The sequence below is a fragment of the Snodgrassella sp. ESL0323 genome, from assembly GCF_013346865.1.
Lineage (GTDB): Bacteria > Pseudomonadota > Gammaproteobacteria > Burkholderiales > Neisseriaceae > Snodgrassella > Snodgrassella alvi.
In genome coordinates this window covers 136433-149564 of record NZ_JAAEDT010000015.1, presented here as the reverse complement: position 1 = coordinate 149564, position 13132 = coordinate 136433, and the positions used below count along the sequence as shown (strand labels likewise).

At 38.9% G+C, this 13132-nt stretch carries 11 protein-coding genes; 1 reads left to right on the top strand and 10 read right to left on the bottom strand.

Annotated features, from left to right (window positions below):
- Nucleotides 1–151 precede the first annotated feature (151 nt).
- A complete protein-coding gene (locus GY065_RS06120; protein WP_078474886.1) occupies nucleotides 152–856 on the top strand; it encodes a JAB domain-containing protein in 705 nt (234 codons plus the stop codon).
- A 181-nt stretch (nucleotides 857–1037) separates the two neighbouring features.
- Here GY065_RS06120 and GY065_RS06115 read toward each other — a convergent pair whose 3' ends face one another.
- The 10 genes from GY065_RS06115 to GY065_RS06070 form a co-directional block, all read right to left on the bottom strand.
- Nucleotides 1038–4100 carry a type I restriction endonuclease subunit R gene (locus tag GY065_RS06115; RefSeq protein WP_174833452.1) on the bottom strand — a complete coding sequence of 1021 codons (3063 nt, stop codon included), beginning with the start codon at nucleotides 4098–4100 and terminating at the stop codon, nucleotides 1038–1040.
- Nucleotides 4101–4103: 3 nt separating this feature from the next.
- Entirely contained in the window at nucleotides 4104–5288 is a 1185-nt protein-coding gene (locus tag GY065_RS06110; protein WP_174833451.1) for a restriction endonuclease subunit S, read from the bottom strand.
- Nucleotides 5281–6774: a class I SAM-dependent DNA methyltransferase gene (locus GY065_RS06105; RefSeq protein ID WP_174833450.1), complete on the bottom strand. Its 1494-nt coding sequence runs from the start codon at nucleotides 6772–6774 to the stop codon at nucleotides 5281–5283. Before GY065_RS06105 ends, GY065_RS06110 begins: the two co-directional genes overlap by 8 nt.
- Entirely contained in the window at nucleotides 6771–8270 is a 1500-nt protein-coding gene (locus GY065_RS06100) for a class I SAM-dependent DNA methyltransferase (RefSeq protein WP_174833449.1), read from the bottom strand. Before GY065_RS06100 ends, GY065_RS06105 begins: the two co-directional genes overlap by 4 nt.
- On the bottom strand, nucleotides 8270–8386 hold the full coding sequence (locus tag GY065_RS13580; RefSeq protein WP_371731945.1) for a helix-turn-helix domain-containing protein: 117 nt from the start codon (nucleotides 8384–8386) through the stop codon (nucleotides 8270–8272). The genes GY065_RS06100 and GY065_RS13580 overlap by 1 nt, the downstream gene beginning before the upstream one ends.
- Nucleotides 8387–8642: 256 nt before the next feature.
- Nucleotides 8643–8747: a helix-turn-helix transcriptional regulator gene (locus tag GY065_RS13575; RefSeq protein ID WP_370530644.1), complete on the bottom strand. Its 105-nt coding sequence runs from the start codon at nucleotides 8745–8747 to the stop codon at nucleotides 8643–8645.
- Nucleotides 8748–8987: 240 nt separating this feature from the next.
- Complete coding sequence (gene guaA, locus GY065_RS06085) at nucleotides 8988–10553, bottom strand: glutamine-hydrolyzing GMP synthase (RefSeq protein WP_084551170.1); 1566 nt, start codon at nucleotides 10551–10553, stop codon at nucleotides 8988–8990.
- Between the two features lie 183 nt (nucleotides 10554–10736).
- Nucleotides 10737–11297, bottom strand: a complete 561-nt coding sequence (locus GY065_RS06080) for a hypothetical protein (protein WP_174833448.1) — start codon at nucleotides 11295–11297, stop codon at nucleotides 10737–10739.
- 471 nt (nucleotides 11298–11768) lie between these two features.
- Entirely contained in the window at nucleotides 11769–12275 is a 507-nt protein-coding gene (locus GY065_RS06075) for a hypothetical protein (protein WP_174833447.1), read from the bottom strand.
- A 309-nt stretch (nucleotides 12276–12584) separates the two neighbouring features.
- Nucleotides 12585–13118: a hypothetical protein gene (locus GY065_RS06070; protein WP_174833446.1), complete on the bottom strand. Its 534-nt coding sequence runs from the start codon at nucleotides 13116–13118 to the stop codon at nucleotides 12585–12587.
- Between the last annotated feature and the right edge of the window lie 14 nt (nucleotides 13119–13132).

Below are 13132 nucleotides of genomic sequence, written 5' to 3'. Positions count from 1 at the left end.
GTAGTATTTTATTTATATAAAATATTTCTAATTAATCAATTTATAGTAAAAATATAAACAACATATCATTGGTTTAGTTAATGCTGTTTACTTATAATATTGAGTAAACTATGTTATATTTTAGGTTAATGCTCTTAACTATAAACGATGTATGGATATTAAACTTGGCAAAAACGATAAGCGTTATATAGAAGGTTCAGATGATGTATTCAGCATCATGCAACGCGTACTTCTTCGTGAAAATAAGATAGACAAAGAAAAAGAGCATTTCTGGATTATTGGCATGAACGAAGCAGGGTATATCCTCTATATCGAGTTAATTGCCTTAGGTTCAGTAAAGGCCGTTAATATAGAGCCTATGAATGTATATCGTGTTGCCGTGATGAAAAATGCGACACGTGTTATTGCTATTCACAACCATCCTTCAGGGCGTCTTGTTCCTTCCAAAGCAGACTTAGATATCACTGACCGTCTTATCCAGGTAGGCCGTATACTTAATATTGCACTCGTTGATCATCTTATAATCAGCACAGAAGCCTATGAAAGTTTCAGAAGCATGGGCATTATGGATGATTTAGAGAAAAGTCTTACCTATATCCCGACTTATCAGGTGGTTGAGCAGATTAGGAAAGAAGAAAAGAAGATTGCTAGAGAAAAACTAGCTTTGGAGAGAGATAAAACAAAATCTGCCCAAGAAAAAGCTAAATTAGCTAAGGAAGCTGAGAAACTGGCTCAAATACAAGCAAAGGCCCTTGCCAATGCACTGCTTGATAAGGGTGTCGATTTAAAAACAATTGCTAAGATTATGGAAATTACACCTAAAGCAGTTGAAAAAATGATTAACAATACACAATAACTATGTGTATTGTCTCGTACTTGATCTAACATCTTTGTTATTCAAGATGTAATCAGATCAGAAAGTCGGCTCTACGCCATAAATGGGCATTGCTAACGCTATAGGTATAATTATCCATGGTAGTAGTCACTCTTGACCTGCCCAAGTATCGATACAACGCGGCCAGTCAATTAAGTAAAACTCAATAATGCTCCTCTATATACCCGTAAGCCTTTTGGAATAGTTCCTTATCTTTACCCAATCCAAATTGGGCCAGAGTCAGCAATAACGCCTTTTGGATTTCACGCGGGCCGCTATTGGAGTTCTGCCAGCCATCAAAGCGGGTGGCTTTGACGATTTTGTCGATTTGTTCAACCACATCGCCGATTAACTTAGGCGTAGACTCTGGACGGGTTTCCAGAAAAAGCTTGGTTAAGGCCTGCCTGTTATCTGCTTCTGTGACTGGGTGTTCACCAGTTTCGCGCTCTGCTTGCACTGTGTCCTTCGCAGCATCCAACAAGCCCTTTAACCACTCAATGGCTTTAATAACACCGGCCTCATAGTCCTGGCGAAGTTTTTCCAGTCGCTCGCCTAACTCCACAAATTTAGGCTCATGACTGCCCCGCAAGCGGCCCATAAGATCAATTTCCAATCTTTTAGCACGTTGCTCTTGCTCTTTTTCTGTCAGGGTAAAAATGGCGTGTTCATCCATGATCAACTCGTCGATATCATCGCGAATTCGATTAATATCAGTATGCTCATGGATCATCTTGATAGTTTCGGGGCCTAAAGCAGCCCAAATAAGCGCCCCCGTCTGGCCTACTGGACGCACTGACTCGTAAATTTGCGCTAACCACTTATAGTTTTGACGATACGGGCTTAAAAAAGGATCGGGGCTAATAGCCGACCATAACTTAGATAACACCCCAAAACAAGCGGCGAATTCATCGCGTTTTTTGTTAGTCGGTAAGCACTCTTGCGCAGCCATAATGCCTTCGAAACCCTCTAAGGTGCGGTCCACATTGGGGAAGAAGGACAAACATTTATCCAGTTGTGCCGGTAATAATTTTTTAAAGGCCTCGATACCCTCTACGACACCATCAATTTCTTCCGGCTTATAAGCCAATGCGGTACGCAGATTTTCAAATACGCCGAGGTAGTCGATAATTAACCCCATATCTTTGCGAGTATCATCGGTTTCGTACAATCGGTTAGTCCGACACATGGCCTGTAAAAGAGTGTGATCGCGTAAAGGTTTATCCAAATACATGCAATAACAGATAGGGGCATCGAAACCAGTTAACAATTTGGCAGTAACGATGATGAGCTGTAAAGGATGTTTTGGATCTTTGTAGCATTCGATCAGTTCTTTTTGTACTTGGCTTTCCGCATCAATATTCTGCCAGCGCTCGAAATCCTCTTGTTTGATGGGTAGCTTTAACTCATCGTGCCACTTACGCCAATCGTTGTTGACCTTGTCTTTTTTATCGCCCGCTTTGGCTTTTATAGGGGATTGATCAACGTTCATAACCACTTCAACTGCATTAAAGCCAAGCTTTTCACCGAGCAAGTAGTACATTTGCACACAAGCTTCGCGATCATATACCACTACCATACCTTTCATTTTTTTTGGCTTTACGTGGCTGGTAAAGTGTTTGACAATATCGCTGCTAATGGCCGCCATGCGCTTGGGGGCTTTCAACATTAAAGCCAACTTACCAGCACGGTTAGATAATGCCGCTTTTTCTTCATCGTCTAAGTCGTTTTCTTTAACCAGTTGCTCGAACTCGTCATTGATAGCATCACGATCCACCCGCAGTTCAGCAAGGCGCGGTTCAAACTTAACCGGATTGGTGGAGCCATCACGAATTGATTGCTTATAACTGTAACGGTTCATATAGCGACCGGGATCTTCGTCGGCGCCGAACAATTTGAAAGTATTGCGATCGATGCCTGATATGGGTGTGCCGGTTAAACCATAGAAGTGGGCATTAGGTAATGCCCAACGCATTTTCTCGCCTAAACCACCTTCCTGGGTGCGGTGTGCTTCGTCTACAAGTACAATAATGTTATCTCGGCTGTTCAAGCCATTAGGGTTGCTATCGTCAATCTCGACATCTTTAAACTTAAAGATAGTAGTAATTAAAATGCCTCGGCTATCTTGTTCGATATACTCACCTAGCTTTTTGCAGCTTTGCACTTTGACTAGGTTTTTAACATCGGCACCACCAAAAGTTTCGCTGATCTGGCTGTCTAAGTCTCGCCGGTCAACCACAACCAATACGGTTGGATTTTTTAACGCATTGTCAGCACGCAACATTTTAGCTGCATAGAGCATCAGCAATGACTTACCGGATCCCTGAAAATGCCAAATTAGGCCTTTTTTCGGGTAGCCTTTGCGAACTCGCTCAACAATCTGTTTCGCTGCTTCAAATTGCGGATAACGTGGCAGAAGCTTAATACATTTAGGTGGGGTATTTTTACCGGTTTTGACAGTTGAAAATAGCGCGAAGGATTCCAGTAATTGTAATAAAGTCTGCGGATTTAACAGACCCTCGCAGCTGTTAAGTACCGATGCCAATCCCGGCAGAATCTCATCACGAAGCTCAGTATTGTGCCAAGGCCCCCAATCTTTAACGCGGGCATTAATTGCACCATATGCAAAGGTTTTTCCTTCACTGGCAAAACACAGCAAGTTAGGAACAAAAAATGATTCTACATTTTTCCAGTAATACTTTTTGCCGCCCATAAAATCGGCAGCACCATCTTGCCATGACACGCTGGGGCGCGTCGCAGTTTTAACTTCGCCTATTACTAAAGGTATGCCGTTCACATACAGCACAATATCAAAATAGACTTCGGTGGCTGCGATATAATGCACCTGTTGCGACACTACAAAATGATTGTTCTCTATATTATCAAAATCAATCAGATTAATGGTGATATGGTCGCCGTTCTCGCCAAAAGGCAAAGTTTTCTCAGCCAATAGCCATTCATGGAAGTTTTCGTTGGCCTTTACTAAACCAGTATGGCGGGCTTCTAACACCACGCCACGCAATTTATAAATTACTTCATCAGCATAATCCGGCTGCTTGGCGATATCGGGATTTAACGAACACAAAGCGTCTTTTAGCCATTCATCGACAAAGATATCTCGCGCTTGCTTAGGCAGGTTCTCGCCGTGGCAGTAACTCCACTTGGTTCCGCTTAGCCCTTTTAAGCGGTCGATAATTCCATTTTCTGTGACGGTTTGTTCGTTAAACATAGCCTAGCTTCCTAATATTGTTTCACGCAAAGTCCTTTGAATAGTCTTATGCTGAGCGTTAGCTACAGTCAAAGAGTGAAAACTTCCATTTATTGTTCTTAAAAGCGCATCTGTCTCTTTAATTTGATCTAAAGGTGGCAACAAAAAAGGTAGTGATTTTAAACTCTTAGGGTTAATATTAGCCTGACTAACGCCTGGTGTAGCATAGGCTTTAAGTCGATATTGAACTAATGGAAGATTCAAATAACTGTTTACAAATTCTGGTGTTACTAGATCTGTATTTACATTAAGCCTTAGCATATAAGATGCAAAGGCATAGTCGCCTTCCAACATAAAAATTCCAGTTTTACCAACTAAATCAATACTATTTGTTCTATTAAATAGAATATCGCCTTTGTACAATTTTATTGATTCAAATTCATTTATACTGAGTTTTGAGTACCTTAATTCAGAATTAGTAACTCGCCCATCTTCAATATTCATCATTCTAAGAACAGGGATTTCTCCAGTATCATGAAGCGCTTTAGAAGTTCCGTATTGAACCCGTGTTAATACGTCACCAAGATTAACAAATCTCCATCCTTTTGGAATAATTTGTTCCTCTTTTCCAAAAAAGCTTCTATAATTATTTCCACCTAAAATTTGTCTGCTTGCAACTAGGTTATATAGTTTTTTTGCTGAATTAATAGCAGAGTTTAATGCTAATTCTCCACTCAAGAGTCGATTACTAACATCAATGAAATATTGTTGTTCTTTTTTTGATGGAATACAGAATTCTTGTTCAGATAGAGCCTTCCATTTTACTCTAGAGGATAAAGAGCCAGCTGAAATGCTAATTGCTCTATCCATAAAAGTATTTGTCTGCATAAAAAAGGGAAGAAAAGCAGGTTCAATAAAACGTCCTAACGGTCGGATAACCATTGCATCAGCAGAACAAATGCCATTAATTGGAGAAATTGCTACTCTCTTTAAATAGGTATTTCTTCTAGCAAAAATAATATCACCTTTATTTACTTTGAATGCTTGGGTAGATAACTCTACATCATCCCCCCACTCATTTATGTTCAAACTCTCTGACTCTAAGTGCTGTAACCCAATGAAGCTCTTTTCATCCCCTTTTTGAGGGGTAACTCTTTCTATCACTTGCTCAGCAATATCACCAAATTTAACAACTTGTTTATCAGTCATTTTTTTCTACCTCATAACCTAGTTGCGCGAGGCTTTTGAATAATTTATTAGTCTGTTTTTTTAATTGGATACGGCTGACTTTCCACGCCTCAATGGCATGTTCAATATCGTGTACTTCGCCGTTACCCTGTGCTTGCACATATAGCGGAATCGACAGGTTATTAAGATTCTCTTTAATAGTTTCGATATCCACCAACGCAGTCATGTCGCTTCGCTTTTCAGGTGCAAAATATGCTTCGCATAACGATGCTAAATCCTTATTGGATAAACGGCTATGAGCGCGTTCACGGGTGACATGTTCGACTCCATTGATAAATAACACCTTATTTTTGCGCTCGACGGACTTATTGCAATTGAGCACTACCACGCAAGATTCCATTGATGAGTTGTAAAACAGATTTGGTCCCAACCCAATCACTGCTTCGATGATGTCTGACTCAATTATCTGTTTACGAATAGTTTGCTCAGAATCTCGAAACAGCACTCCATGTGGCCAGAGCATAGCGGCACGGCCAGTATCAGGTTTGAGACTTTTGATGATATGAGTATAAAACGCATAGTCGGCACAGCCTTGCGGCGGAACACCATAGAGATTACGGCCGTAGGGATCGGCTGCAAACTTGTCGCGGTTCCATTTTTTAATGGAGTACGGCGGATTGGCAAAAATCACATCAAACTGCTTGAGCCGATCGTTTTCAATAAATTTAGGCTCTGCTAGGGTATCACCACGCAGAACATCAAACTCTTCGATATCGTGCAAGAACATATTCATACGGGCAATAGCGGAGGTAAGTAGATTAACTTCCTGCCCGTAAAGATGTACCGACCGCCACTCTTTGCCTTGGGAACGTAAATCCATCACCGCATTAAGCAACATGCCGCCAGTGCCACAGGTAGGATCGTAAGCGGTTTCACCGGGCTTTAAGCCCATGATGCGTGTCATCAAATGGACTACAGTACGGTTGGTATAGAATTCTGCTGCTGTATGACCGGAATCGTCAGCAAATTTCTTAATCAGGTATTCGTAAGCTTCACCAAGATCATCTTGAGCGACAGATTTAATACCAAGCGGAATTTTGCTGAAGTGTTCGATAAGATCTGTTAACAGATGATCGGGCAGGCGTTCTTTATTGGTCCACTGGGCATCACCAAAAACGCCATGCAAGCGCGGATTATTAGCTTCAATTAAACGCAGTGCATTCTGAATAGCTTCACCAATATTTTTGCTAGTATTGCGTACCTTCTCCCAGCTCGCTTCTATAGGTATATCAAAGCGGTGGAACATGGGCATGGCAGCGTATTCGACGTCGCCTTCATGAAGTTCCAGTGTTTCATTATATTCTTCCAGATAGACATCTGACAGGCGTTTGTAAAAAAGCAGTGGAAAAACATACTGTTTGTAGTCTGAGGCATCGATTTGTCCCCGCAAGAACTCAGCCGCCCCCCAGAGCAAATCTTCCAGCTTTTTCTTATTCATTATATTCATATCTCAAACCCTTCTTTGACTAACAGGGCTTCTAACTCTTCTTCCGTTTTTTCCAGGGCAGCTAGTTTTTTCTGGAAATCTTTGAGTGCATCTTCTACTGCGATGGTTTCTTCTTCGAGTGGCTTTTGCACATAACGAGCGATATTAAGATTGAAGTCATTTTCTTCAATTTCGTTTAAGGGTACCCAACGTGCAACGCCTTCAATTTCTTGTGCTACCGGCCCTTGTTGTTTCTGGCTCTGATAGATGCGGTAGATTTCATCGGCCTGAGCGTTGGACAAGGTATTCTGAGCCCGGCCTTTGGTATAGATTTCTTCAGCATTAATGATGAGTACATGATTTTTGTGTGACGCCGGCCGTGATTTACGTAACACCAGAATACACGCAGGAATCCCCGTGCCATAGAAAAGGTTTGGAGCAACGCCAATAATGGCTTCAATGCAGTTTTCTTGCAGTAATTTAGTACGAATTGCGCCTTCAGCACCTCCACGAAACAGTACGCCATGGGGCAAGACTACTGCCATACGGCCTGTATCGTTGAGTGAGGCAAACATATGCTGCACCCAAGCAAAGTCACCATTAGTTTTAGGAGCCAGACCATACTGCTTACGCCCATAGGGATCATTTGACCACAAGTCATAACCCCATTCTTTTAAACTAAACGGTGGGTTAGCGATAACACAATCAAAAGTTTCTAAACGATCATTTTGCAGAAACTTAGGCTCACGTAGAGTGTCTCCCCGTACAATATCGAAATCTTCCTGCCCGTGTAGAAAAAGGTTCATACGCGCAATAGCTTCGGTGGTTAGGTTTTTTTCCTGACCTTTGATTTTTAGCAGGCGCGGGTCGCCGCCGCTTTCTTTCACATGGTGAATGGTTTCGAGCAGCATACCGCCGGTACCGCAAGCAGGATCATAAACGCTCTCACCGGCTTTTGGATCGAGTATATTGACCATTAAACGAACGATAGTACGTGGAGTGTAGAACTCACCAGCTTTCTTGTTAGCTTTGTCAGCAAATCGTTTGATCAGGTACTCATATGCTCGTCCCATATTATCATCACGGACACTGGCAACACCGAGATTTACTTTATTGAAATGATTAAGCAGCGTAGCCAGCAATTCGTCAGAAAGACGTTCTTTATTGGTCCAACTGGCATCGCCAAAAATGCCATGCAATTTGGGATTTGCTAGTTCTATGCCGCGAAATGAGTCTTTTAAGGCTTGGCCTACATCTTTAGGCTTGGCAAAAACGTCACGCCAATGACAGTTTTCAGGTATTTGAATACGGTGGAACATCTTGCCTTTGGCAAGTTCTTCATCCCCAACGCTCTCCATCGCATCGACAAACTCTTCGTCATACACGTCGCAAATACGTTTGAAAAACAAAATTGGGAAAATATAAGTTTTATAATCTGATGCATCGATAGGCCCAGTGATGATGTGGGCTGCATGCCAGAGATGGGCCTCGAGATCTTTTAGGTTAATCAGTGTCATTAATTTTTCTCTGTACGATTCTGCGATGTTGGAACCTTTTGTAGCAAATCGTTTATGCCACAGTCAAAAAACAAGCAAAGCCTGTCCAATGTATTCAGGTCAACCTTCTGGACAATCTCCCTGTAAAGTAAAGTTATGGTGTTGCAACTAAAGCCGTTTCCCTAACCGCATCGGCTATCCACATTTTGTGTTCGCCCATGAGTCGAGCAAGATGGCAACGGATCATAACAGTCCTTATCGTTGTATCTGATGATGCGAATTTTACACTAGGACTTTGTATCAAACGAACATTTTTAAATTGAAAGATTATTTATACGTATAAAATAGTGCTACAACCTGCAGCGCTATTTTTAAGTTATATCTGATAGATCGCTATTTATTTTTCTCCTTCTTAGCCAAATGCCTATCAATCCAAGCATCAATATCACTCTCTAACCATGCAACAGCTCGTTGACCTATCTTGAACTGCTTATAGATATAACTACTGATAAAAGAAGAATCGGTAAGAAGAAGGTATTATCCAAATTTTTCACTTCAACAAAGGCACAGAAATAACAATATTGGCATTTTCTGAACATATTAAGTTTTTTACCGTTTAATTTACGATAAAAAATAGTAGTGGATATTACCAAGCTTTAATAAATAGAAAAACCAGCTAATCTAATCGATATAACTGGTTTTAAGAAAGAATATTAGGAGTTAATAAAAACTAAATTTCTATTCCCACTCAATAGTGGCTGGCGGTTTACCGCTGACATCATAAACAACACGGTTAATGCCGCGGACTTCGTTGATGATGCGATTGGAAACGCGGCCGAGCAGGTCGTAAGGGAGGTGGGCCCAGTGTGCTGTCATGAAATCGCTGGTAATTACTGCTCGCAGGGCTACTACGTATTCATAGGTGCGACCGTCTCCCATTACACCTACAGATTTTACCGGCAGGAATACAGCAAAAGCCTGGCTGGTTTTATCATACCAGGATACACCGTCTTCGTCGCAGGTATTACGCAACTCTTCAATGAATATATGGTCAGCACGGCGCAGTAAATCGGCGTATTCGCGTTTTACCTCACCCAGAATTCGCACACCCAGACCCGGACCGGGGAAGGGGTGACGGTAAACCATATCACGTGGTAATCCCAGCGCAACACCCAGTTCGCGTACTTCATCTTTGAACAAATCGCGCAGTGGTTCCAGCAATTGCAGATTAAGTGTTTCAGGCAGGCCGCCTACATTATGGTGGCTTTTAATAGCATGTGCTTTTTTGGTTTTAGCACCGGCGCTTTCGATTACATCAGGGTAGATGGTACCTTGTGCCAGCCATTTTGCATTTTGGCGTTTGCCGGCTTCTTGCTGAAAGACTTCGACAAATTCGGCTCCGATGATTTTACGTTTACGTTCAGGATCGGTTTCACCGGCAAGTTTGGCTAGAAAATCGGCAGAGGCATCAACGTGAATCACATTGACGCCAAGGTTTTTGCCGAACATATCCATGACCATTTGCGCTTCTTGATAACGTAACAGGCCATGATCTACAAATACACAGGTGAGCTGGTCGCCAATGGCGCGATGAATCAGTGCCGCAGCTACTGATGAGTCTACTCCGCCGGAAAGGCCAAGAATAACTTCATCGGAACCAACCTGTTCGCGAATTTTGATAATGGCTTCTTCGATATAGTTAGGCATAGTCCAGCTAGGTTTGGCCTGACAGATATCAAGTACAAAGCGGTTGATTAGTTCACGTCCCTGTTTGGTATGGGTAACTTCAGGATGAAACTGAACACCGTAAAAGTGCTTGTGCGGGTTTTCAATGATGGCATACGGACAGCTTGGTGTATGTCCGATACTTTTAAATCCTTCTGGCAGTTTGCTTACTTTATCGCCATGGCTCATCCACACATCCAGTGTGTTAGGCTGGTTATCAAAAATGCCATTGGTAAACTGGCTGTCTTCTGTATGTACCTGAGCATAGCCGAATTCGCGCTGATCGCCACCGCTGACTTCGCCGCCCATGGTATGTGCCAGCCATTGCATGCCATAACAAATGCCAAGAATGGGTATACCGAGATTGAGTATTTCCGGGTTAGCCTGATAGTCTGATTCATAAACTGAATTGGGACCACCGGACAGGATAATGCCTTTAGGGGCGAATGCCTTAATATCTTCAATAGGCATGTCAAATGAATGTAATTCACAATAAACATGAGCTTCACGTACGCGCCGGGCGATAAGCTGGGTTACTTGTGAACCAAAATCGAGAATTAATATTTTATCCTGATTCATGCTAGGCTCTTGACAGGTTTTATGTATGAAGCCAGCTATTTTAACACTTTTCCGGTTTTATTTCTGCAAGTGCTTTGTTCTGGAAAAAACAGTTTTTGAAAACCAGACATCAGGTTTGGATAAAGATATTTAATAAATTGATATGTGATTGTATTTTAGGTTATCTGCTCAGAATATTGGTGGTTATATTGCTGTGCTTACACACTTTAATGATTCTCTTTTTTCTTTTGCAAAAAATTTCAGAATGTTGATAAAGTTGTTTTGATAGTCGTAATCAGCGATATTTTCTATATTTTCATTACTAAATTGTAGATAAAAATGTATATCTTCTTTTATATTTGAGTTTTCATTAAATGTCATAACGAATTCAAAAGCTTTGATATTATCAGGATAGCTTTCGCTAAGAAGTAATGCGTTAGCTTTGATTATATGTTGAACAAATGTAATAGATTCCAGATAGGATATATCTATTTTTTCATTTTCAATATAGATTGCTTCTGGTGTGAAAAGAACCTTTTTAATTAATTCGTCAGTTTTTTTGAATTTAATAATTGCAGGTATTACTAAGAATAGAAGTATTGATGACAAAAAGTATTGCCCATAGATGAAAGGAATCAAATAAGCACAAAAATAAACAAAATATATGAAATAATTAATGTGCATAAAAAATTTATTAGATGTAACTTTTTTAGATTCACATTGCCATTTTTGTAAGAATTCTAAATTTTGTGATTGATCATTCATAAATTCTCTGTATATAGTTCTATAAAATTAGCTGTGGTTTAAAACTAACTTCATTTTTGTAGCCTTCGCAATATCATTAATAACAATACTATTTGTATTCAGAAGATAATATTAATTTAACAAAAATTAACTGTTTTTGTCTGGTAAATTTGTAAATTTGTATAATCAGTGTAGTTTTAGAAAAAGTATATATATATATATATATAAAGCTGATTTAAATGAGAATAGGGTTACTTTAATTAAAGTAAGATTTATTATTTTACTGATAATGTGAAAAGCTATATCAACGTTACATATTCCGGAATTCTTCGTTATTTAATATGCACAGAATCGGTTTTTATGTGGTTTGATGTAATGGGTAAATTAGTATTATGAGTATTATGGCTTGGTTTTTAAGTTAAAAATATGTTGGGGGATATTATTTTCCTTATTCAGATTCTACTAGCATGAATAACCTATTATTCAGAAATATTAGTTTGTTTTACCGGAATCTTTTAGTTGCTCTCTTCTTTCTTTTGCTAAAGTTTCTAGAATAGTGATAAAACGGTCTTCAAAGTTATAATGCTTATACCTCCTTAGTAATGACTTTCCAAATGCCATGTAAAAATATATATCTTCTTTAATTATTGGGTTTTCTGTAAATTTTATGCAGAATTTAAATATAGATCCTTTGTGAGAAGGGTATTTATAATTAATAAGTGTAATTGATTCAAGATAAGATATATCTATTTTTTGTTCTTCTATATATATTGCTTTTAATGTGAAATAAACCTGTTTAATGTTTTTTCTTTGAGTTTTATAGAGTTTCCAGAAAATAAAAGTCACTACTGCTGCTGATAAAGCTATTAATATGATAGTAAAATTTTGATTTTTAAATGATATATTTGATAGGTATACAAAACAAACATATGCACTTAAAGCTGCAAAAAACAAATAAATATATGCATAGTCATTTGAACAACAATGCCATTCTTGCATGATTTTTAAATATCTGGATCGGTTATTCATAAAATTTAAGTACTCAGTTTTCTTAAATTAGGTGTGGAATGTTAGTAATGCTTGCTTATATTGGTAGATTAATGCAATTTAAACACAACTTAACTTTTTTGTATTTGGTCAGATTATAAAGTTCATTGTTATTTTAAGTGCGCAGGAGTGGTTTTTATGTGGTTTGATGCAATGGGTAAATTAGTAATATGGTTTGATTTTTAAGTTGAAAATATATTGATGGATATTATTTTCCTTATTCAGATTCTACCAGCATGAATAACTTATTATTCTAAAATATTAGTTTGTTTTACCGGAATCTTTTAGTTGCTCTCTTCTTACTTTTGCTAAATCTTCCAGAATAGTGATGAAATAGTCTTCATAGTTATAACGCCAATACTTCCATCGAAATGGCTTACCGAATTCCATGTAAAAATATATATCTTCTTTAATTACTCGGTTTTCAGTAAATTTTATGCAGAACTTAAATGTAGATCCTCTATTACAAGTAGGGTATATAAGTTTAATAAATGTAACTGATTTAAGATAAGATATATCTATTTTTTTGTTTTCTATATAAATTGCTTTTGGTGTGAAATAAACCTGTTTGATTTTTTTTCTTTTAGCTTTAAAGAGTTTCCAGAAAATAAAAGTACTTATTGCTGCAAGTAAAGCTATTAATGTGTTTAAAATTTGATCTTCAAATAATATATTAAATTGTTGACCTTTAAATATTATATTTAATAGGTACATAAGGCAAATATAAGCACCCGTAGCTCCAAAATACAAATGAATAAATGCATGATATCTTGAACAACAATGCCATTCTTTCATGAATTTTAAATATC

Excerpts from the sequence above, each read along its gene's own strand:
- GY065_RS06120 (WP_078474886.1), top strand. The coding sequence starts at position 152 with ATGGATATTAAACTTGGCAAAAACGATAAGCGTTATATAGAAGGTTCA.
- GY065_RS06115 (WP_174833452.1), bottom strand. The coding sequence starts at position 4,100 with ATGTTTAACGAACAAACCGTCACAGAAAATGGAATTATCGACCGCTTA.
- GY065_RS06110 (WP_174833451.1), bottom strand. The coding sequence starts at position 5,288 with ATGACTGATAAACAAGTTGTTAAATTTGGTGATATTGCTGAGCAAGTG.
- GY065_RS06105 (WP_174833450.1), bottom strand. The coding sequence starts at position 6,774 with ATGAATATAATGAATAAGAAAAAGCTGGAAGATTTGCTCTGGGGGGCG.
- GY065_RS06100 (WP_174833449.1), bottom strand. The coding sequence starts at position 8,270 with ATGACACTGATTAACCTAAAAGATCTCGAGGCCCATCTCTGGCATGCA.
- guaA (WP_084551170.1), bottom strand. The coding sequence starts at position 10,553 with ATGAATCAGGATAAAATATTAATTCTCGATTTTGGTTCACAAGTAACC.
- GY065_RS06080 (WP_174833448.1), bottom strand. The coding sequence starts at position 11,297 with ATGAATGATCAATCACAAAATTTAGAATTCTTACAAAAATGGCAATGT.
- GY065_RS06075 (WP_174833447.1), bottom strand. The coding sequence starts at position 12,275 with ATGCAAGAATGGCATTGTTGTTCAAATGACTATGCATATATTTATTTG.
- GY065_RS06070 (WP_174833446.1), bottom strand. The coding sequence starts at position 13,118 with ATGAAAGAATGGCATTGTTGTTCAAGATATCATGCATTTATTCATTTG.